21 protein-coding genes are annotated in these 19878 nt (G+C 31.2%); 6 read left to right on the forward strand and 15 right to left on the reverse strand.

Annotated elements, in window-relative coordinates:
- Positions 1–10 precede the first annotated feature (10 nt).
- Entirely contained in the window at positions 11–445 is a 435-nt protein-coding gene (locus WHA43_RS06030; protein ID WP_105046202.1) for a DUF6146 family protein, read from the forward strand.
- Here the strand turns inward: WHA43_RS06030 and WHA43_RS06035 are convergent.
- The gene (locus WHA43_RS06035; RefSeq protein WP_105046203.1) at positions 438–932 is read right to left on the reverse strand and encodes a dihydrofolate reductase; all 495 of its coding nucleotides are present in this window, start codon (positions 930–932) and stop codon (positions 438–440) included. The two genes, WHA43_RS06030 and WHA43_RS06035, sit on opposite strands and share 8 nt — an antisense overlap.
- A 3-nt stretch (positions 933–935) precedes the next feature.
- Positions 936–1373 (reverse strand): hypothetical protein, encoded by a 438-nt coding sequence (locus tag WHA43_RS06040; RefSeq protein WP_105046204.1) that lies wholly within the window; start codon positions 1371–1373, stop codon positions 936–938.
- A 286-nt stretch (positions 1374–1659) separates the two neighbouring features.
- Between WHA43_RS06040 and WHA43_RS06045 the strand changes: the two genes are divergently transcribed.
- Complete coding sequence (locus WHA43_RS06045) at positions 1660–1956, forward strand: isoamylase early set domain-containing protein (protein WP_105046205.1); 297 nt, start codon at positions 1660–1662, stop codon at positions 1954–1956.
- Between the two features lie 49 nt (positions 1957–2005).
- Here WHA43_RS06045 and WHA43_RS06050 read toward each other — a convergent pair whose 3' ends face one another.
- From WHA43_RS06050 to WHA43_RS06075, 6 genes are all read right to left on the reverse strand, one after another.
- A complete protein-coding gene (locus tag WHA43_RS06050) occupies positions 2006–2830 on the reverse strand; it encodes a thymidylate synthase (RefSeq protein WP_105046206.1) in 825 nt (274 codons plus the stop codon).
- Between the two features lie 21 nt (positions 2831–2851).
- On the reverse strand, positions 2852–3220 hold the full coding sequence (locus WHA43_RS06055; RefSeq protein ID WP_105046207.1) for a four helix bundle protein: 369 nt from the start codon (positions 3218–3220) through the stop codon (positions 2852–2854).
- A gap of 46 nt (positions 3221–3266) precedes the next feature.
- Positions 3267–4991: a NupC/NupG family nucleoside CNT transporter gene (locus WHA43_RS06060; RefSeq protein WP_105046208.1), complete on the reverse strand. Its 1725-nt coding sequence runs from the start codon at positions 4989–4991 to the stop codon at positions 3267–3269.
- 11 nt (positions 4992–5002) lie between these two features.
- Positions 5003–5608, reverse strand: coding sequence for a bifunctional nuclease family protein (locus WHA43_RS06065; RefSeq protein ID WP_105046209.1), 606 nt, complete (start codon positions 5606–5608; stop codon positions 5003–5005).
- Positions 5609–5793: 185 nt separating this feature from the next.
- Positions 5794–6756 (reverse strand): electron transfer flavoprotein subunit alpha/FixB family protein, encoded by a 963-nt coding sequence (locus tag WHA43_RS06070; protein WP_105046210.1) that lies wholly within the window; start codon positions 6754–6756, stop codon positions 5794–5796.
- Positions 6757–6859: 103 nt separating this feature from the next.
- Positions 6860–7606, reverse strand: coding sequence for an electron transfer flavoprotein subunit beta/FixA family protein (locus tag WHA43_RS06075; RefSeq protein WP_105046211.1), 747 nt, complete (start codon positions 7604–7606; stop codon positions 6860–6862).
- A gap of 219 nt (positions 7607–7825) precedes the next feature.
- Here WHA43_RS06075 and WHA43_RS06080 point away from each other — a divergent pair, with 219 nt between their 5' ends.
- From WHA43_RS06080 to WHA43_RS06090, 3 genes are all read left to right on the forward strand, one after another.
- Positions 7826–8809: a pyruvate dehydrogenase complex E1 component subunit beta gene (locus tag WHA43_RS06080; RefSeq protein WP_105046212.1), complete on the forward strand. Its 984-nt coding sequence runs from the start codon at positions 7826–7828 to the stop codon at positions 8807–8809.
- A gap of 136 nt (positions 8810–8945) precedes the next feature.
- Positions 8946–9461 carry an inorganic diphosphatase gene (locus WHA43_RS06085; protein WP_105047306.1) on the forward strand — a complete coding sequence of 172 codons (516 nt, stop codon included), beginning with the start codon at positions 8946–8948 and terminating at the stop codon, positions 9459–9461.
- Positions 9462–9580: 119 nt separating this feature from the next.
- Positions 9581–11950 carry a sodium-translocating pyrophosphatase gene (locus WHA43_RS06090; RefSeq protein ID WP_226742839.1) on the forward strand — a complete coding sequence of 790 codons (2370 nt, stop codon included), beginning with the start codon at positions 9581–9583 and terminating at the stop codon, positions 11948–11950.
- 63 nt (positions 11951–12013) lie between these two features.
- Here the strand turns inward: WHA43_RS06090 and WHA43_RS06095 are convergent, their stop codons facing one another.
- The 6 genes from WHA43_RS06095 to WHA43_RS06120 form a co-directional block, all read right to left on the reverse strand.
- The gene (locus tag WHA43_RS06095) at positions 12014–12865 is read right to left on the reverse strand and encodes a biotin-dependent carboxyltransferase family protein (protein WP_105046214.1); all 852 of its coding nucleotides are present in this window, start codon (positions 12863–12865) and stop codon (positions 12014–12016) included.
- Positions 12858–13586, reverse strand: coding sequence for a 5-oxoprolinase subunit PxpB (gene pxpB / locus WHA43_RS06100; protein ID WP_226742838.1), 729 nt, complete (start codon positions 13584–13586; stop codon positions 12858–12860). Before pxpB ends, WHA43_RS06095 begins: the two co-directional genes overlap by 8 nt.
- The gene (gene pxpA, locus WHA43_RS06105; protein ID WP_105046216.1) at positions 13586–14305 is read right to left on the reverse strand and encodes a 5-oxoprolinase subunit PxpA; all 720 of its coding nucleotides are present in this window, start codon (positions 14303–14305) and stop codon (positions 13586–13588) included. The genes pxpB and pxpA overlap by 1 nt, the downstream gene beginning before the upstream one ends.
- A gap of 2 nt (positions 14306–14307) precedes the next feature.
- Complete coding sequence (locus tag WHA43_RS06110; protein ID WP_105046217.1) at positions 14308–15531, reverse strand: Nramp family divalent metal transporter; 1224 nt, start codon at positions 15529–15531, stop codon at positions 14308–14310.
- A 96-nt stretch (positions 15532–15627) separates the two neighbouring features.
- On the reverse strand, positions 15628–17238 hold the full coding sequence (pckA, locus tag WHA43_RS06115) for a phosphoenolpyruvate carboxykinase (ATP) (protein ID WP_105046218.1): 1611 nt from the start codon (positions 17236–17238) through the stop codon (positions 15628–15630).
- 79 nt (positions 17239–17317) lie between these two features.
- Positions 17318–17701, reverse strand: coding sequence for a DUF423 domain-containing protein (locus WHA43_RS06120; RefSeq protein ID WP_105046219.1), 384 nt, complete (start codon positions 17699–17701; stop codon positions 17318–17320).
- A 71-nt stretch (positions 17702–17772) separates the two neighbouring features.
- Between WHA43_RS06120 and WHA43_RS06125 the strand changes: the two genes are divergently transcribed.
- Positions 17773–19143, forward strand: a complete 1371-nt coding sequence (locus WHA43_RS06125; protein WP_105046220.1) for a saccharopine dehydrogenase family protein — start codon at positions 17773–17775, stop codon at positions 19141–19143.
- Here the strand turns inward: WHA43_RS06125 and WHA43_RS06130 are convergent, their stop codons facing one another.
- Positions 19144–19869, reverse strand: coding sequence for a tRNA1(Val) (adenine(37)-N6)-methyltransferase (locus WHA43_RS06130; RefSeq protein WP_105046221.1), 726 nt, complete (start codon positions 19867–19869; stop codon positions 19144–19146). It lies immediately after the preceding gene.
- Between the last annotated feature and the right edge of the window lie 9 nt (positions 19870–19878).

Raw genomic sequence — 19878 nt, forward strand, 5'->3', positions numbered from 1 at the left:
TCTTTGAATAATGAAAATTCTAAAATCACTTATTTTTCTATCGCTAATTACACTTGTTTTATGGGCTTGTAGTTCTGTGCCAATATCAAAAAAAAACATTGAAAATGAGGAACCTGTTGTGATTGCCAATGATAGTTTAGAGTATGAAATTATCATTATAGATCCTGGATTTAACTATTTTTTAAATGCAGTTGCACAACCTGTTGGTTATTACACTCAAAATTATATGGAAGCTCGTAATATTGCTTGGGTAACAACTTGGAATTTGAGAGCACAAAATCCTTTGCAGTACAATCCTAATATTTACGAAAACACCATTGATTATCAACCAAATATAGATTATGGTTATGAGGTAAATTATAAATTATTCAATTATTTTTTATTTGCACAACAAAAATATCGAATGAATTTAGGTGGAGGATTTAACAATATCCGAATTAATTAGCTCTTTTTTGGTATTTTATAAAACTGTAATCAAACTTGTTTTTTTCATCAGCTTTAAAATCTTCTCTTGAAATTTCTTCCCAAATTTTTGTGTCAATTTCAGGAAAAAAAGCATCCGCATCAAATTCATGATGCACTAAAGTAATGTCTAAAGCATCAACTAAATCATTTTCTAACGCTTGTCTATAAATTTGCTCTCCACCAACAATACAAATAACCTCTTCATTTTTAGAGATTTGAATAGCATCCTCTAAACTTGAAGCCATCAAACAACCTTCTTGAAAATATTCAGGATTTCTACTCACAATAATCGTGGTTCTATTGGGCAAAGGTTTTCCAATAGATTCGTACGTTTTTCTTCCCATAATCATATGATGCCCTGTTGTAAGTTGTCTAAAACGCTTTAAATCAGCAGGTAAATGCCAAATCAAATCATTATTTTTACCTAAAGCATTGTTTTTGGCAATGGCTGCAATGAGTGTAATCATGGGTTATTTGATGGTTTTAATCTCAGTAAACTTAATTTGTAATGGTATTGAAAATTCAACTGAAACGACTTGTCCATTTTTTTGAGCCCCTTTTTTGATGTTCAATTTTTCAAGTACTTTTTCTAAAGCTTCTTTTTGAATATTTGTAAATTCTGATAAATTATTGATTTTTATACTTCCATCAAAAGTAGTTTTTAGATGCAATGCATAAGAAGGTTGTTCATTAAAATAAATCAACGATTTTGAATCAATATTAGTGATAAAAAACTGTTGCAATTTTGCTTGAAATAATAGAATGTTATTTTTTTGACTCTTGGGAATTTCGAATTGATGAAAAATGGGTAACTCATCAAGTTCCGATAAATTAAATGATTTTATTTGTTCTTGTGAAAAAACAACATTGGTGAACACTAAAAAAAAAACAAAAAAAGTTCTATTCATATTTCAAAAATAATGTAAAAGTGATGAAATTTGACGTTTTTCTTCATTTTTGACAAAAAAATACCCCTTTACGAAACCGATTTAGGAGCAAAAGTACTGAAAATCAGGATAAAAATAATCTTCAAAAAATTAAAAATCCCATAATTTACTTATTGATATTTTTTGAATACTTGTATTTTTTAGCAAAGATTTTGTTGAACTCGCAAATCGAATCAATTAGAAAGCATTAAAGTTTGTCATCAAAAAGTTGTTATCTACTTTTACCACATAATTTAAATACAAAATTATGGCAATTAAAAAACAATTTTTAAAAAGTAAACCAGTTTGTAAAGTAACTTTTTCTATACAACCTGAAGAAGCTGAAAATGTTGCAGTTGTAGGAAGTTTTAATGGTTGGGATGAAAGTGCAACTCCTTTGAGTAAATTGAAAAATGGTACATTTAAAGGCACAATTGATTTAGAATCAGGAACTTCATATGAATTTAGATACTTAGTTGATGGAAACTATGTAAATGATGAAGAAGCTGATGGATATGCTTGGAGCGATTTTGCTGGAGCAGAAAACAGCGTATTGAGTTTGTAAAAATTACAAAGAGCTTTCAAATAGTTTGAAAGCTCTTTTTGTTTTTATTCTAAACAGCAACGATTCCTTTGATGTGAGGATGTGGATTGTAGTTAATCAATTCAAAATCTTTGAAAGTAAAATCTTCAATATTTTTTATTGCTGGATTTATTTTCATGGTTGGCAAAGGTCTAATGTCTCTAGACAATTGCAATTCTAATTGTTCAATGTGATTGTTATAAATATGGGCATCTCCAAAAGTATGGATGAATTCACCTGCTTGATAACCACAAACTTGTGCAATCATCATAGTAAAAAGTGCATATGATGCAATATTGAAAGGAACTCCTAGAAAAATATCAGCACTTCTTTGGTATAGTTGACAAGACAATTTACCATCTGCTACATAAAACTGAAAAAATGCATGACAAGGAGGCAAAGCTGCTTTTCCATTGGCAACATTTTCTGAAAAAGATTTGGATGTATCAGGCAAAACTGATGGATTCCAAGCAGAAACCAACATTCTTCTTGAATTCGGATTTTTTTTCAATGTTTCAATTACTTCTTTTAGCTGATCAATTTCATCACTATTCCAGTTGCGCCATTGATGTCCATATACTGGCCCTAAATCACCATTTTCATCTGCCCATTCATTCCAAATTCTGACGCCATTTTCTTGTAAATATTTGATATTGGTATCTCCTTTTATAAACCACAATAATTCATATACAATTGATTTTAAGTGTAGTTTTTTTGTGGTTACCATAGGAAAACCTTCACTCAAATCAAAACGCATTTGATAACCAAAAACACTTTTTGTTCCAGTTCCTGTTCTATCTCCTTTTTCATTTCCGTTTTCTAAAACGTGTTTTACTAAGTCATGGTATTGTTTCATTTTCTAGGTGAAAGATTTTAGTTATAAGGTTAAAGTTGAATTTTGATTATATTTTATTAATGCTGAGATTCGTTTTTGCAAAACTTGAACTTTATCAATTGTTAAATTTAAATCATTCTCATTAAAAAAATTTAATTCAATACATAAAATTAAATGAGATTCTAGTTCAAATGCAGAACCCAAACTAATTTGCAAAAACCTAATAAAGTCCTTTTGAGAATCCTTTGCTGAACCTTCAGCTATATTTGCAGGAATAGAAATTACACACCTATTTATTTGAGAGATCAATCCAAATTGCTCAGAAGATGGTAATTTTGATGAAACTAAATAAACTTCTTTAGCTAAAAACCTAGCTTCATTCCATATATCTAGTTTTCTAAAATTCCTCATTTCCTAAACTTTCAACTTTTGACTTTAGACTTTTATCATTATTAAATTAACCAATAATCATACCTGCAATGGCAGCAGACATTAAGGATGCAATGGTACCTCCAATCAATGCTTTCATTCCAAATTCTGACAAGGTTTTTCGTTGTTTTGGTGCTAATGAACCAATGCCACCAATTTGAATTCCGATAGATGCAAAATTGGCAAAACCACATAACATGTAAGTTGCCATAATGATTGATTTGTCGTAATTTAAGTGAATAACGCTTGTAATATTCTTTAAATCAGCTAATTGAATATATGCAATAAACTCACTTGCTGCTAATTTTATTCCTAATAATTGACCCATTAAAGCCATATCTTCTTTGGCAACACCAATCAACCACATTAAAGGCGCAAATAAATAACCTAAAATTGCTTCAATTGAAAAGGATGTATAAGCAGTGTTTTTTGCCATCCAATCATTTAAAGAAGTGATGTCTCCTATCCAACCCAAAATACCATTTAACATTGCAATGATTGCTACAAAAACCAACAACATTGCTCCTACATTTACCGCCAAACGCAAGCCTTCAGTAGTTCCGTTTGCAATCGCATCTAAAATATTAGAGCCAATTTTTTCTTGTGAAACACTTACATCTGTATTTACTTTTTCAGTTTGAGGATATAGAATTTTAGAAATTACAATTGCGCCAGGTGCTGCCATTACTGATGCTGCTAATAAATGTTTGGCAAAAACCAATTCCAACGCTTTGTCACCTCCACCTAAAAAACCAATGTATGCTGCTAAAACAGCCCCTGCAACAGTTGCCATTCCTCCAATCATTACCAACAACATTTCGGATTTGTTCATTTTCTCCAAATATGCTTTGATTAATAAAGGTGCTTCTGTTTGTCCTAAAAAAATGTTTCCTGCAACTGATAAACTTTCCATTCCTGATATTCCAAGAAATTTGGACAAAGCAATTGCCAACCATTTTACTACTTTTTGGATAATTCCAAGGTAAAATAGCAAGGATGTTAATGCCGAGAAAAAGATAATTGTTGGTAATACTTGAAATGCAAAAATGTATCCGAAAGTAGTCATATCACCCACCATTCCTGCAAATAAAAATTCACTTCCAGCTTTGGTATACTCTAAAATAGAAATGAAAATTCCACCAACAAATTCAAAAATATGTTGGATAAAAGGTACTTTCAACACTCCAATTGCAATGATTAATTGCAAGGAAATTCCAATTCCTACTTTTTTCCAGTCAATCGCTTTTTTGTTGCTGCTAAATAAAAAGGAAATTATAATCAATACTACCATTCCTAAAACACCTCGCCAAAAACTTTCAATAGAAAAACCTTGACTTGGTTTTATAGAATTGGAAGCATCAATTTGGGTATTTTTAGCTTCATCAACACTGTTTTTTTGTAAAATTTCAGAAGAAACTAATTTATAAACAATATCATTTTCATTTAAAACTAAGGATGATTCATCTAAAGAAACGATGTTAAAATAACGAACTGTGTCTTTTGGATTTTTGAAATGAAAAATCAATAAATTATTTTGACGGATGAAATTTCCTGTATTTGCAGAGCTCGTTTTTTCTTTTAGTTGAAAAGTAAATTTCCCATCAATTAGCGATAAAATATCAGAAGAATCAATAGCAATTGAAACTGATTCTGATTGATTTTTAACAGATGAAAATTTCCAATTTTTTTCTAATTGTTGAGCAAAAGTAATTGAAGTAAAAAAGCAAAAAAGCGCTATAATGCTATTTTTCATATTTTAAAATTTTAGGTGCGTTTGCTTATTTCGTCTCTTATTTTTGCAGCTAATTCATAATTTTCATTAACAACAGCTTGGTTTAGTTGGTCTTGCAATTGTGATAAAGTAAATTTTGAAAAACTCGATTTATCTTTTGTTTCGCTCAAATCAGCAGGAATTTTTTCAACTTCCTTTTTTCCTTCAAGCGCCATTTCTTCTTCAATTTTTAGATACACTCCTGCTTTGTCTAAAATATTTTCATAGGTATAAATTGGCGCATCAAAACGAACAGCGATCGCAATTGCATCCGAAGTTCTAGCATCAATTTGTTCTTCTTTTCCATCTTTTTCACAAATCATGCTAGAAAAGAAAACACCATCAACCAATTTATGAATGATTACTTCTTTGATTTTGATGCCAAAAGTATCAGAAAATGTTTTAAATAAATCATGAGTTAATGGTCTTGGAGGTCTTATTTCAGTTTCTAAAGCAATTGCAATAGATTGCGCCTCAAAAGCACCTATTATTATTGGCAAAGTTCTAGTACCCTCTATTTCACTCAAAACCAATGCATAAGCACCAGTTTGTGTTTGACTGTATGAAATTCCTTTGATTGTTAGTTGTATTAAACTCATAAATATCTCAACAAAAAACTAAAAAACACCTTATTTAAAACTAGAAAATTGTTTTGTAGAATTGTGGCACAATTTACTAAAAATATGTAGTCTATAAATTAATTTTAGTTGTTTTTATAAATAGAAAAACCCAAAAGCATTTAAACTAATGGGTTTTTAAAGGTAAAACACTCAAAAAGAAATGACTAGGCTTCTTTGAATGCTTTTAATTTTGTAATTAATTCAGGTACAACTTGAAAAGCGTCACCAACAATTCCGTAATCAGCAGCTTTAAAAAACGGGGCTTCTGGATCAGTATTGATAACAACTTTTACTTTTGATGCATTGACTCCTGCTAAATGCTGAATAGCTCCCGAAATTCCAATAGCAATATACAAATTAGATGCAACAGGTTTTCCTGTTTGCCCAACATGTTCGCCATGAGGACGCCAACCTAAATCTGAAACTGGTTTAGAGCAAGCAGTTGCTGCTCCTAAAACATTGGCCAATTCTTCAATCATTCCCCAATTTTCTGGACCTTTCAAACCTCTTCCTGCAGAAACCACCACATCAGCATCAGCAATGGTCACTTTTCCTGAAACTTTTTCTACTTTTTCTGATTTTACTGTGAAATCTCCATCTGATAGAGAAACTTCCATATTTTGAACAGTTCCTGAAACAGGATTTTCATGAATCCCAAATGAATTTTTTGCAACTCCAATAATTTTTTTATCTGTTGAAATCACAGTATTTGCAAATCCTTTATTTGAAAAAACCTTTCTTTTGATGGTAAAAGGCGCTGTTGAACTTGGTAATGCAACCACATTTGAAGCGTAACCAGCATCCAAAGAAACTGAAACTAAAGGCGCAAGATATAACGTATCTATACTTGAATCCAACACAATTACTGTTGCATTTTCAGCGTCTGCAACTTGTTTTATGATAGATGCATATGCCTTTGCATTGAAAGTAGCTAGCTTATTTTCTGAAACCGAAACTACTTTTTCTGCACCATATTTATACAATTCTTCGTTTGAAGAAACGTTGATAGTAAGTGCAACTAAATTTGTACCCAATTGTTCTGCTACTTTTTTTCCGTAAGAAACTACTTCAAAAGCACTTTTTTTAAATTTGCCATTTGCGGCATCTGCAAAAACTAAAACTGACATATTTTTTATTTTTTCACCCTGTACTTGTTTCAGGGTATTATTATTATTATTTTTCTTTTGATTCCGAAATAAATTCGGAGTGATTTTATTTTTTTACAAAAAATTAAATCACTTTTGCTTCGTTATGCAATAAATTGATCAATTCATCAATATTGTCTGCACTTACCAATTTTACAGCACCTTTTGGAGCTGGCTTTTGATATGATTGAACTTCAGTTGCATTTGCAGTAGACACAGGTTCAACAACTTGCAATGGTTTTTGACGTGCCATCATGATTCCTCTCATATTTGGAATGCGTAAATCTTTTTCTTCAACAATTCCTTTTTGACCTGCAATGACCATTGGCAAAGACGAACTCAATGTTTCATTTCCTCCATCAATTTCTCTTACAAGAGTTGCTGAATTTCCATCAATTTCAACTCCCACACAACCATTTACGAAATTATAGTTTACGAGAGAAGCAATCATTCCAGGAACCATTCCTCCATTATAATCAATAGATTCTCTTCCTGCTAAAACCAAATCATAATTTCCATTTTTTACAACAGCAGCTATTTCTTTGGCTACAGACAAACCATCAATTGGTTCAGCATTCACACGAATTGCATCATCAGCTCCAATCGCCAATGCTTTTCGCAAAGTTGGCTCAGTAGTTGCGTTTCCAACATTTAAAACAGTTACAGTAGCTCCTTGTTTTTCTTTAAACCACATGGCTCTTGTCAAACAAAATTCATCATAAGGATTGATTACAAACTGCACTCCATTTGTATCAAATTTTGTATCATTATCTGTAAAATTAATCTTAGAAGTGGTGTCTGGCACATGACTTATACAAACCAAAATTTTCATAATCTCTCTAATTTATCATTTTTATTCGCAACGAAATTACATCTTTTTTTTAAAAAATACTATGCATGCATAATAAATTTTCAAGATTTTAACATTTTTCGAAAACGATTGCGCTTTTGAAATGAATTTTTAAGAGTAGATTCTGATTTTGATTCAAAAAAAATGATAATTAATTGCTTACTTTTGCAAAATTGAAAACAATACTAGATTTAATTTTACATGAAAACAGTTCAATTTAGAGAAGCTATTTGTGAAGCAATGAGTGAAGAAATGCGCAGAGATGAGAGCGTATATTTAATGGGTGAAGAAGTTGCTGAATACAATGGTGCTTACAAAGCGAGTAAAGGAATGTTGGATGAATTTGGTCCAAAAAGAGTAATTGATACACCTATCGCAGAACTTGGTTTTGCTGGAGTTGCTATTGGATCAGCCATGAATGGAAATAGACCAATTGTAGAATACATGACGTTTAATTTTTCGTTGGTTGGAATTGATCAAATTATAAATAATGCAGCAAAAATTAGACAAATGTCTGGAGGCCAATTCAATTGTCCTATTGTTTTTAGAGGCCCAACAGCTTCTGCAGGTCAATTAGGCGCTACACACTCACAAGCGTTTGAAAATTGGTTTGCAAATACGCCAGGTTTAAAAGTAATTGTTCCATCAAATCCATATGATGCAAAAGGATTATTGAAAGCTGCAATTCGTGATGATGATCCAGTAATTTTCATGGAATCTGAACAAATGTATGGTGATAAAATGGAAATTCCTGAAGGTGAATATTTAATTCCGATTGGAGTTGCAGATATCAAAAGAGAAGGAACAGATGTAACTGTAGTTTCTTTTGGAAAAATTATCAAAGAAGCATACAAAGCTGCAGATGAATTGGCGAAAGAAAACATTTCTATAGAAATTATTGACTTAAGAACAGTGCGTCCTATGGATCATGCTGCCATTATAAAGTCAGTAAAAAAGACAAATAGATTGGTAATTTTAGAAGAAGCTTGGCCATTTGCCAGTGTTTCATCAGAAATTACATACAGAATACAAAGTGAAGCATTCGATTTTTTAGATGCGCCAATCAAAAGAATCACCACTGCTGATACTCCTGCTCCTTACTCATCAGCATTATTTGAAAAATGGATTCCAAATTCAAATGATGTTATCAAAGCTGTAAAAGAAGTATTGTATTTGAAAAAATAACTAAAAACTAAAAAAGCCTTTCAAAAAATGAAAGGCTTTTTTCTTGCTATAATTCGAAAACCTTTGCGTAATTCTGTTTAAAATTTCCTATTTGTAGTCATACAATTCCCTATTTTTGTTGACAAAAAATAAAAAAATGAATATAACTTTTGATGTGCTAATTGAAATTCCTAAAGGAAGTAGAAACAAATACGAATATGATTTTAAATTGAATAAAATCCGATTTGATAGAATGCTATTTTCATCCATGATGTATCCTGCAGATTATGGCTTTGTCCCTGAGACTTTAGCGTTAGATGGTGATCCATTAGATGTTTTAGTATTAGGTCATGAACCTAGTTTTCCAATGTGTGTTATGGAAGTAAAACCAATTGGAGTTTTTCACATGACAGATGAAAAAGGTCCAGACGAAAAAATAATTTGTGTACCTGTTTCCGATCCAATTTGGAGTAAGAGAAAAGATATTTTCGACTTAAATCCTCATAGATTAAAAGAAATCGAACACTTTTTTCAAGTATATAAAGATTTAGAAAAGAAAAAAGTAGCTGTTGGAGGTTGGGGAGATGCATCAGAAGCTGAGAGAATCTATAAAGATTGTGTTGAGAGATATAACAATAGTGAATATAAAAAGACCAATTATTTTTCGATTTAATAAAATATCACTCTAAAAAATAAGAACCTCAAAAAATTAAACCTTTTTGAGGTTTTTTATTTCATTATGATTTTATTACTTTTACCGCCATTTTTAACTAATCAATTTAACTATATCTTATGGAATTAATGATTTATGTGCCAGTTGTAATGGCAGTGATTGGCTTACTTTTTATGTATGTCAAGAGAGCTTGGGTTTTGAAACAAGATGCTGGAGATGGTAAAATGAAAGAAATTTCAGATTATATCTATGAAGGAGCCTTGGCATTCTTAAAAGCAGAATACCGATTATTAACTTTCTTTGTAATTGGTGCAAGTATCCTTTTAGCAGGAATTTCATTTATCGTTCCAACTACACATATTTTAATTGTAGTAGCTTTTATTTTTGGGGCTATTTTCTCAGCATTAGCTGGAAATATGGGGATGAAAATCGCAACCAAAACAAACGTAAGAACAACACAAGCAGCTCGTACAAGTTTACCTCAAGCTTTAAAAGTTTCTTTTGGTGGTGGAACAGTAATGGGTTTAGGTGTTGCTGGATTAGCAGTTTTAGGTTTAACAGCATTCTTTATTTTCTTCTATCATTATTTTATGGGTGGAGCTTGGACAACAACTGAACAAATGACCATCGTTTTAGAAACTTTAGCAGGATTTTCATTAGGAGCTGAATCCATTGCACTATTTGCAAGAGTTGGTGGTGGAATTTATACAAAAGCTGCTGATGTTGGAGCAGATTTAGTTGGAAAAGTTGAAGCAGGAATTCCTGAGGATGATCCAAGAAACCCTGCAACAATTGCAGATAACGTGGGTGATAATGTGGGAGATGTTGCTGGTATGGGAGCAGATTTATTTGGTTCGTATGTGGCTACAGTTTTAGCAGCAATGGTTTTAGGAAATTACGTAATTAAAGATATGGGAGGAAGTATCAATGACGCTTTTGGTGGTATTGGTCCTATTTTATTACCAATGGCAATTGCAGGTTTTGGAATTTTATTTTCGATTATTGGAACTATGTTGGTAAAAATTTCATCTGATGACGCAAAAGAAAAGCAAGTGCAAGGTGCATTAAATATTGGTAACTGGGTTTCAATTATTTTAACATTAGTATCATGTTATTTCTTGGTAGATTTTATGTTACCAGAAGTAATGACTATGGAATTTTATGGAGAAGGTGCAAAAGAAATTTCTTCAATGCGTGTTTTTTATGCAACTATTGTTGGATTGGTTGTTGGTGGAGTTATTTCATCAGTAACAGAATATTACACTGGATTAGGAACAAAACCAGTTTTGGCAATTGTTCAAAAATCATCAACTGGAGCTGGAACAAACGTAATTGCAGGTTTAGCAACTGGTATGATTTCTACTTTCCCAACAGTATTACTATTCGCAGCTGCAATTTGGGCTTCTTATGCTTTTGCAGGTTTTTATGGTGTGGCTTTAGCAGCTTCTGCAATGATGGCTACAACAGCAATGCAATTAGCCATTGACGCTTTTGGACCAATTTCTGATAACGCTGGTGGAATCGCAGAAATGAGCGAATTACCAAAAGAAGTTCGTACAAGAACTGATATTTTAGATTCAGTTGGAAATACAACAGCAGCAACAGGAAAAGGTTTTGCAATTGCTTCTGCTGCATTAACTTCGTTAGCTTTATTTGCTGCTTATGTTACTTTTACAGGTATTGACGGTATCAATATTTTTAAAGCTCCTGTATTGGCAATGTTATTTGTAGGTGGAATGATTCCTGTAGTTTTCTCAGCTTTAGCTATGAATTCTGTTGGAAAAGCTGCAATGGATATGGTATATGAAGTTCGTCGTCAGTTTAAAGAAATTCCTGGAATTATGGAAGGAACTGGAAAACCTGAATACGGAAAATGTGTGGAAATTTCTACAAAAGCAGCTTTACGTGAAATGATGTTGCCTGGTATTTTAACCATTGGTTTTCCAATTGCAATTGTAATTTTAGGCAAACTTGTTTATGGTGATAACAACCAATTAATTGCTGAAATGTTAGGTGGTTATATGGCTGGAGTTACTGTTTCTGGTGTACTTTGGGCTGTGTTCCAAAACAATGCTGGTGGTGCTTGGGATAATGCAAAAAAATCTTTTGAAGCGGGAGTTGAAATTAATGGAGTAATGACTTTTAAAGGTTCTGATGCACATAAAGCTGCTGTAACTGGAGATACTGTTGGCGATCCTTTTAAAGATACTTCTGGGCCTTCAATGAACATTTTAATCAAATTAACTTGTTTGATTGGTTTGGTAATTGCGCCAATTTTAGGGGGTCATACTGAACCAGTTTCCACTATTAAAGAAGAAGTGAAAAAAGAAATTCAAGTAACTGTAAACAGTCAAAATGATCAATTAGCTTCTGCAATTATTATTACAACGAAAACTGTAAACGGAAAAACATTTACAGAAACACAAACTATTTCAGGCACACTTCAAGAAATTGAAAAGAAAGCCAATGAAATCAATGGAAATAAGTAATTATTCTATAAAATAAAATTGAAAAAATCGCTTAGAAATAAATCTAAGCGATTTTTTTTGATGTTAACTTTCCAAAAGTGAAAATCGAAAAGTATCATTGGTTGTTTTTTGAGCAAACTGATTGATGCTTTTTTCACTCAATTGTAATATTCTTGGATATCCTCCTGTAACTTGACAATCTCTCATCAAAACAATCAATTTTCCTGAAGGTGTTAATTGCACAGTTCCAGGAAAAACTGCGGATGTTAAAATTTGAGGCAATTCATTTTCCATCAATTCTTCTAATTTAAATCCAATTCTATTAATGTCTTTCGAAATTGTAAATGAATTTTTGAAAAGAATTTTTTTCTGATACTCATTCAACAACTCAAATTCTGGCCCTTTGTAACAAAAAATTTCTTTTGAATCAAAGTGATAATTTGGAAATTTTATACTAGCATTGGATGTTGAAAGTTCTTCATGAATAGACAAAATAGGAAGTAAATCACCTTTTTTTAAAAGATAATTTTTAGTAATATTCTGATAAAAACTGCGACTTTTTAATTTAATTTCTGTCTGAAAACCTCCTTTAACTGCCAAATAAGCATACGCTCCAAAATTTCTTTTTCCAAAAGTCAGCACATCATTTTTTTGAACTTCAATTTTGGTATTCAAATTGATTTTTGTTTGGTTTAAAGTAGGAGAAAAATCTGCTCCAGAAATACAAATGATCGTTTTTTCAAGAAATTGCAAAGAACATCCACCAAAAGTGATTTCTAGAAAGGCATCTTCAAGTGAATTATTCAAAATTATATTGGCAAAATCGGCTGAAAACGAATCCATAACTCCAGAAATTGGCACACCAAATGTAGCAAAACCAACTCTTCCTTTGTCTTGAATTGTAGTATAAAAACCTGGATTTAAAACTTTAATCATGGATGACTTTTTGTTGAAGTTGATAGGTTTTATTGTTCACTTTTTCTTGAATTTCAAAAAATTCTTCTTTGCTAACAGAAACGAAATGAATTCGATCTTTTAGTGAAGCAAAACAGGGTTTTACATTTTCAACATCAAAAAAAGTAATGGGCGTTTTGCCAATGATATTCCAACCTCCAGGAGAATTAGATGGATAAATTCCTGTTTGTTTTCCACCAATTGCAACAGATCCTTTTTCGATTTGTAAACGTGGATTTGATTTTCTATCTATAAATAATCTTGAATTCAAGCCTCCTAAATATAAAAATCCGGGTAAAAATCCGATGAAAAAAACAGTATAAATTGCCTCTGAATGAATTTGAATAATTTGACTTTTAGAGAGTTTTGTTTTCTTGGAAATTTCTTCCAAATCCAACCCAAATTCATCCTCGTAACATACTGGAATTTCCCACAGAAAATGTGGATTTTTTTCAATTGTAACCTCCAAAATATAGATTGACTGCAATATCTTTACTTCTTCTACATGATTGGAAATAAACGTTTTATATACAATTGTTAATGAGTGATATCCTATAATAATATCTGCAATCGATGCTGCTTTTTTAAACAAAATTTTTGATTTAAACTGCAATATGTCGTCTAAAATTTCAATTGAAATTGTTGGTTGCCATTCAATCAGAATTGCTTTTTCTCCAAAAGATTTGTATTGAAGTTTGTGCATCAAATAGTGATTTTATTGAATCTATTTGATAAATATTGAACAATTTCCAACGCATTTTCAGTATCAGAATGCACACAGAAAGTATCAGCTTTAATCGATTTTTCAAATCCTAATAAGGTTTTCACTTTTCCGTCAAAAACCATTTTTGAAACGTGTTGAAAAACATGTTCTTTATCTGTAATTAGTGCATTTTTGTGATTTCTATTGACCAAAGTTAAATCGTCATTATAATTCCTGTCAGCAAAAGCTTCATAAATAATTTTGATGTTATTATTTAATGCAACTTTCTCAATTTCTGATTTATATGGTACAAATAAATATACATTTTCAGTATATTTTTTTATAGAATTCACAAAAACAGTTGCCAAATGTTCGTCTACAGCAATCGCATTATACAACGCTCCATGTGGTTTTATGTGATGCAATTTTGCTTTATGAATTTTCATTCTTTCCTGAAAAATATCCAATTGAATTTCGATACTTTTTTGTAGTTCCTCATCAGAAATTGTTATCCATTTTCGTCCAAAATTTTCTGTATCAGGAAAAGAAGGATGCGCACCAATCAAAACATTATTTTTCAGGGCTAAAAGTATGGTTGTATCCATTGAATTTTTATCACCAAAATGACCTCCACAAGCAATATTACAAGACGTAATGTAGGGCATTAATAAATGCTCATTTGCAATTCCTTCGCCAACATCACAATTGATAACAATCATTTTTAAAATAAATTAAATACTTTCAAAATCATTTTTATTCCTAAAAATAAGGTAATCAGAAAGATGAAAAATCCGATACTATTTTGCATTTTAGAATTTGTAAAATCTCCCAAAACCGATTTTTGATTCATCATCCACAGTAAAATTACTGTGATTATAGGTAGTAATAATCCATTTACAATTTGTGGAAATTTGATAATTTCAATAGGTTTGATTCCTACAGATGAAAAAATTACACCCAAAATTAATATTGTCATCCAAACTGCTCTGAATGAATTCGATTTTAAATTGGATTTCCATCCAAAACATTCTTTAGCAACATAAGCTGCTGCTAAAGGCGCTGTAATAGCAGAGGTAATTCCTGCTGCAAACAATCCTATTGACAAAAAATATTTTGCAAAATCACCATACAAAGGTGCTAATCCTAAAGCCAAATCAGCCGCATTTGAAATTTCTTTTACAGAGATTGCAGCTGCTGAAATAATTATAGCAATTGAAATAAAACCACCCAATAAAACCGCAATGATAGTGTCTCTTTTGGCAAATTTTAAATCTTGTTTAGTACTCCACTTTTCTTTTACTAGAGAAGCATGAAGAAATAAATTATACGGAACAACTGTGGTGCCAATTAATCCAATAACCGTTAATAAACTGTGTTCTGGAAGTTTTGGAACCAACAAACCTTTCATAATTTCAAGCAAATTAGGCTTGGTAATAATAGCAGTAATAAAAAACGACAAACTCATTAAAATCACAAAAGAAATAAGCGCTTTTTCTAAAAATTTATAACTGCCTACATACAACATTGCAAACGCAATAACACCCACCAAAATACTCATAAGATTGAATGAAAAAAAAGATTTTTTTACAATCCATTGTCCAAAAATAGTTTCCAAGCCTAAAATTCCGCCACTAATATTTCCTGCTTCATAAGAAGCATTTCCAATGACAATTGCTACTAAAATAAGTCCAATAATTATTTTTTTAAAAATCGGATTTTTGATTTCTTGCTTGATGATTTCAGACAATCCTTTTTGAGAAATAATCCCCAATCTTGCTGCCATTTCTTGTAAAAAAATAGTTGCAACAATTGACAATAACATTGCCCACAATAAATTAAATCCGAAATTAACACCTGCAAGCGTGCATAAAGTAACTGTTCCTGGACCTATAAATGCAGCAGCAATTAATGGACCTGGACCAATATTTTTAAACCAATTTTTCATTTAAAAAATGCTATTGAAACACTAAAGATAGTTTTTTTAAACAAAAAAACACCTCAAAAAGAGGTGTTTCTAAAAACTAAAAATTTTAATTACATACTAAAATGCATACCTTTGAGGTCCTCCTCTACGAATTTCTTCACTAGCAAATTCCTCGTACTTTTTAAAATTAACTCTAAAAGCATTTGACAATGCAAATGCAGTTTCATAGTAAGCTTCATCATTATCCCAAGTGCTTCTTGGGCTCAACAATTCTGTTGGCACTCCAGGACAACTTCTTGGTTGCGCTACTCCAAAAACGGAATGAATATGATAATTTTCATAAGTATAATCACCCAAACTTCCGTTTAAAACTGCTGTAATCATGGCACGTGTATATTTTAATGGCATTCGTTTTCCAACACCATATTTTCCACCAGACCAACCTGTATTTACCAACCAAACATTTACACCAGATTCTTTCATTTTATTACTCAACATCTCAGCATATCTTGTTGGATGTAAAGGCATGAATGGCGCACCAAAACAAGCAGAAAAGCTTGGCACTGGTTCTGTAATGCCTGCTTCAGTTCCTGCAACTTTTGCAGTATAACCTGAAATAAAATGATATGCTGCTTGTGCCGGCGTTAATTTAGAAATGGGAGGCAATACTCCAAAAGCATCTGCAGTTAAAAAGAAAATATTTTTTGGATTTTTTCCAATGGATGGATTTTGAATATTATCAATATGATACAAAGGATAACTCACTCTGGTATTTTCGGTAATAGAAGTATCCGAAAAATCTACATCACCATTATCTTTCAATACCACATTTTCTAAAATGGCACCTTTTTTTATAGCTGCATAAATTTCAGGCTCATTTTCCTGCGATAAATTAATGACTTTCGCATAACAACCACCTTCAAAATTGAAAATTGTATTTTCTGCAGTCCAGCCATGTTCATCATCTCCAATCAAACTTCTGTTTGGATCTGTTGATAAGGTTGTTTTTCCAGTTCCTGACAATCCAAAAAAGATAGCAGTATCACCATCTTTTCCAACATTGGCTGAGCAATGCATTGGCAACGTATTTTTATAAACTGGTAAAATAAAATTCAGCGCTGAAAAAATTCCTTTTTTAATTTCGCCAGTATAACCAGTTCCACCAATCAAAGCAATTTTTCTAGAAAAATTTAAAATCGCAAAATTGTGTTGTCTTGTACCATCTTCTTTTGCATTTGCTAAAAATCCTGGTGCATTTATTACTGTCCATTCTGCTGAAAAATGATCTAATTCGCTTTCAGTTGGACGTAAAAACATATTGTAAGCGAACATATTACTCCAAGGAAATTCATTCACAACACGAATGGATAATTTGTAATTTTCATCAGCACAGGCAAAACAATCTCTTACAAAGAGTTCTTTTTCAGAGAGATAATCAACAACTTTATCATAAAGTTTGTCAAAATTTTCTGAAGAAAAAGGAATATTGATGTTACTCCACCAAACTTCGTTTTCAGTAATTTCATCTTTTACGATGAAACGATCTAAAGGAGATCTTCCTGTAAACTCACCAGTATTTACTGTAATGGCACCTAAAGAAGTTTCGACTCCCTGACCTTTTTGAATTGTTTCGTCATGTAACTCATTGGATGTTAACTGATAACGAATAATTGGATTTTTGATTCCTAGATATTGTAACGAAATCGATTTCGTATTTGAATCTACCATATCAATATTTTTAAATTTCTTGCATGCAAAATTATGAAAAAAATACAAAAACTTAACTTTCTTGATTAAAATTATTGAATTATAATTTCATATTCACTTTTTTTATGAATAGTATAATCATACTTATCCAACCAACAATTAAAAATAGGCCACCCAAAGGCGTAATAAACCAAATTGATTTGGCTTGGATAGAGGTTAATTGAATGAGATAAATTGAGCCTGAAAAAAATAAAATTCCGAAGTAAAAAAAAGCATTTATTAGTTGTTTTTGTTTTGCTGAAATTCCATCAAAAATGGCAATAAATAACAACACAATTGCATGATACATTTGATAACGAACTGCAGTTTCAAAACTTTGTAATTGATCAAATGTGAGAATTTCTTTTAAAGCATGCGATCCAAAAGCACCTAATACAATCGCTGTAACTCCAAAAAAACAAGCGATAACTAAATTTTTAAACATTTTAAAAGCTTTTTGTTAAATTTTAAACAATAATAGTATCTTCGTAGGATTACAAAAATACAGCTTTCTTTATGAAAAATATTCTAATTATTGGGGCAGGAAAATCGAGTTCATCGTTAATAATATATCTTTTAGAAAATTCTATCAAAGAAGATTTATTTATAACAATTGGTGATATTTCCATTGAAAATTCCTCAAAAATCATCAATAATCATTCAAGAGGAAAAGCGATTATTATGGATATTTTCAATGAAAATAACCGTAAAAAAGAAATTGAAAAAGCTGATTTGGTTATTTCTATGCTTCCTGCTTCATTGCATATTCAAGCTGCTAAAGACTGTTTAGAATTTAAAAAACATTTGGTTACTGCATCCTACATTTCAGATGAAATGAAATCTTTGGATGAGGTTGTGAAAAAAAATGGACTTATTTTTATGAATGAAATTGGTTTAGATCCAGGAATTGATCATATGAGTGCCATGAAAGTAATTGATAACATCAAAAATAAAGGCGGAAAAATGTTGCTTTTTGAGTCGTTTTGTGGTGGTTTGGTAGCACCTGAAAGTGATACAAATTTATGGAATTATAAATTTACTTGGAATCCAAGAAACGTTGTTTTAGCTGGTCAAGGTGGAGCAGCCATGTTTATTCAAGAGGGAACTTATAAATACATTCCATATCACAAATTATTTCGAAGAACGGAATTTTTATCCATCAATGAATATGGAAAATTTGAAGCGTATGCCAACAGAGATTCCTTAAAATATAGAAGTGTTTATGGTTTGGATGATATTCCTACCATGTATAGAGGTACCATTAGAAGGGTTGGTTTTTCGAGAGCTTGGAATATTTTTGTACAATTAGGCATGACAGATGATTCTTACACAATCGAAAATTCTGAACATATGAGTTACAGAGATTTTGTGAATTTATTTTTAGCCTATTCACCTTCAGATTCTGTAGAATTAAAATTGCGTTCATATTTAAAAATTGATCAAGATGATTTGATTTGGGAAAAATTAGTTGAGTTAGATATTTTCAATCCAAACAAAAAAATTGGTTTGAAAAATGCTACACCTGCTCAAATGTTGCAAAAAATCTTAGAAAATTCTTGGACTTTACAAGAAAATGACAAAGATATGATTGTAATGCAGCATCTTTTTGGATTTGAATTAAATGGAAAAAAACAACAAATAGAAAGTAGTTTGGTAGTTTTAGGTGAAAATCAATCATTTACAGCAATGGCAAAAACAGTAGGATTGCCTGTTGCTATTGCAGCAATCAAAATTCTAAAAAAGGAAATAACAACTCCTGGAGTTCAAATTCCCATTTCAAGAGAAGTATATGAACCAATTTTAAAAGAATTGGAGAAATGCGATATTAAATTTATTGAAAAAGAAGTGCCTTATTTAGGATATAATCCAAACAATGTCATTGGATAATTACATTTTTAGATAAAAATCTTTCGTCAAATTGATATAATCTGCTGTGTATTGATGACGTTCCATTTCAATAATCAAATAAGATTCTGTAACATCCTTTTTTTGAAAAGAAAAAGACAATAAACTTCTTTTCAATTCGGATGTTGGATTGCCTTGAACTCTGCAAACTTCATTCAAAAAGAATCCTTGATTGTTTGCGATTTTTACAAAATTTTCCTCTTCTTTAAATGGAATAATTACTGAAAAAACTCCTTCTTCTGCTAAAATTTTAGAAACACCCAATAATAAATTTTCAAAAGACAATGCACTTGTAAAACGTGCTTTAGTTCTGCTTTTAGAAGAAGTTTCAGCATTTTCAGTATAAAAAGGCGGATTTGAAACTATCAAATCATAAGTTTCTTCTTCGGATGAAATTTCATCAACAAATTCCTCAAATGAACAATGATAACAATACAAACGATCTGCCCAATCTGATTTTTCAAAATTTTCAACAGATTGTTCATACGCATTTTCATCAATCTCAACAGCATCAATAGTTCCGGCATCAGAACGTTGTGCTAACATCAACGAAATTATTCCAGTTCCTGAGCCAATATCTAAAATTTTATCTGGTAAATTATCCAAAGAAGTCCAAGCACCCAATAATACAGCATCAGTGCCAACTTTCATTGAAGTTTTGTCTTGATGAATTGTAAATTCTTTGAATTGAAATGGCTTTTTAGACATAAAATTTGA

Source organism: Polaribacter gangjinensis, assembly GCF_038024125.1.
GTDB classification, from domain to species: Bacteria; Bacteroidota; Bacteroidia; order Flavobacteriales; family Flavobacteriaceae; genus Polaribacter; species Polaribacter gangjinensis.

What these genes read in the sequence shown, in the direction of transcription:
- WHA43_RS06030 (WP_105046202.1), top strand. Translation starts at nt 11, where the DNA reads ATGAAAATTCTAAAATCACTTATTTTTCTATCGCTAATTACACTTGTT.
- WHA43_RS06035 (WP_105046203.1), bottom strand. Translation starts at nt 932, where the DNA reads ATGATTACACTCATTGCAGCCATTGCCAAAAACAATGCTTTAGGTAAA.
- WHA43_RS06040 (WP_105046204.1), bottom strand. Translation starts at nt 1,373, where the DNA reads ATGAATAGAACTTTTTTTGTTTTTTTTTTAGTGTTCACCAATGTTGTT.
- WHA43_RS06045 (WP_105046205.1), top strand. Translation starts at nt 1,660, where the DNA reads ATGGCAATTAAAAAACAATTTTTAAAAAGTAAACCAGTTTGTAAAGTA.
- WHA43_RS06050 (WP_105046206.1), bottom strand. Translation starts at nt 2,830, where the DNA reads ATGAAACAATACCATGACTTAGTAAAACACGTTTTAGAAAACGGAAAT.
- WHA43_RS06055 (WP_105046207.1), bottom strand. Translation starts at nt 3,220, where the DNA reads ATGAGGAATTTTAGAAAACTAGATATATGGAATGAAGCTAGGTTTTTA.
- WHA43_RS06060 (WP_105046208.1), bottom strand. Translation starts at nt 4,991, where the DNA reads ATGAAAAATAGCATTATAGCGCTTTTTTGCTTTTTTACTTCAATTACT.
- WHA43_RS06065 (WP_105046209.1), bottom strand. Translation starts at nt 5,608, where the DNA reads ATGAGTTTAATACAACTAACAATCAAAGGAATTTCATACAGTCAAACA.
- WHA43_RS06070 (WP_105046210.1), bottom strand. Translation starts at nt 6,756, where the DNA reads ATGTCAGTTTTAGTTTTTGCAGATGCCGCAAATGGCAAATTTAAAAAA.
- WHA43_RS06075 (WP_105046211.1), bottom strand. Translation starts at nt 7,606, where the DNA reads ATGAAAATTTTGGTTTGTATAAGTCATGTGCCAGACACCACTTCTAAG.
- WHA43_RS06080 (WP_105046212.1), top strand. Translation starts at nt 7,826, where the DNA reads ATGAAAACAGTTCAATTTAGAGAAGCTATTTGTGAAGCAATGAGTGAA.
- WHA43_RS06085 (WP_105047306.1), top strand. Translation starts at nt 8,946, where the DNA reads ATGAATATAACTTTTGATGTGCTAATTGAAATTCCTAAAGGAAGTAGA.
- WHA43_RS06090 (WP_226742839.1), top strand. Translation starts at nt 9,581, where the DNA reads ATGGAATTAATGATTTATGTGCCAGTTGTAATGGCAGTGATTGGCTTA.
- WHA43_RS06095 (WP_105046214.1), bottom strand. Translation starts at nt 12,865, where the DNA reads ATGATTAAAGTTTTAAATCCAGGTTTTTATACTACAATTCAAGACAAA.
- pxpB (WP_226742838.1), bottom strand. Translation starts at nt 13,586, where the DNA reads ATGCACAAACTTCAATACAAATCTTTTGGAGAAAAAGCAATTCTGATT.
- pxpA (WP_105046216.1), bottom strand. Translation starts at nt 14,305, where the DNA reads ATGATTGTTATCAATTGTGATGTTGGCGAAGGAATTGCAAATGAGCAT.
- WHA43_RS06110 (WP_105046217.1), bottom strand. Translation starts at nt 15,531, where the DNA reads ATGAAAAATTGGTTTAAAAATATTGGTCCAGGTCCATTAATTGCTGCT.
- pckA (WP_105046218.1), bottom strand. Translation starts at nt 17,238, where the DNA reads ATGGTAGATTCAAATACGAAATCGATTTCGTTACAATATCTAGGAATC.
- WHA43_RS06120 (WP_105046219.1), bottom strand. Translation starts at nt 17,701, where the DNA reads ATGTTTAAAAATTTAGTTATCGCTTGTTTTTTTGGAGTTACAGCGATT.
- WHA43_RS06125 (WP_105046220.1), top strand. Translation starts at nt 17,773, where the DNA reads ATGAAAAATATTCTAATTATTGGGGCAGGAAAATCGAGTTCATCGTTA.
- WHA43_RS06130 (WP_105046221.1), bottom strand. Translation starts at nt 19,869, where the DNA reads ATGTCTAAAAAGCCATTTCAATTCAAAGAATTTACAATTCATCAAGAC.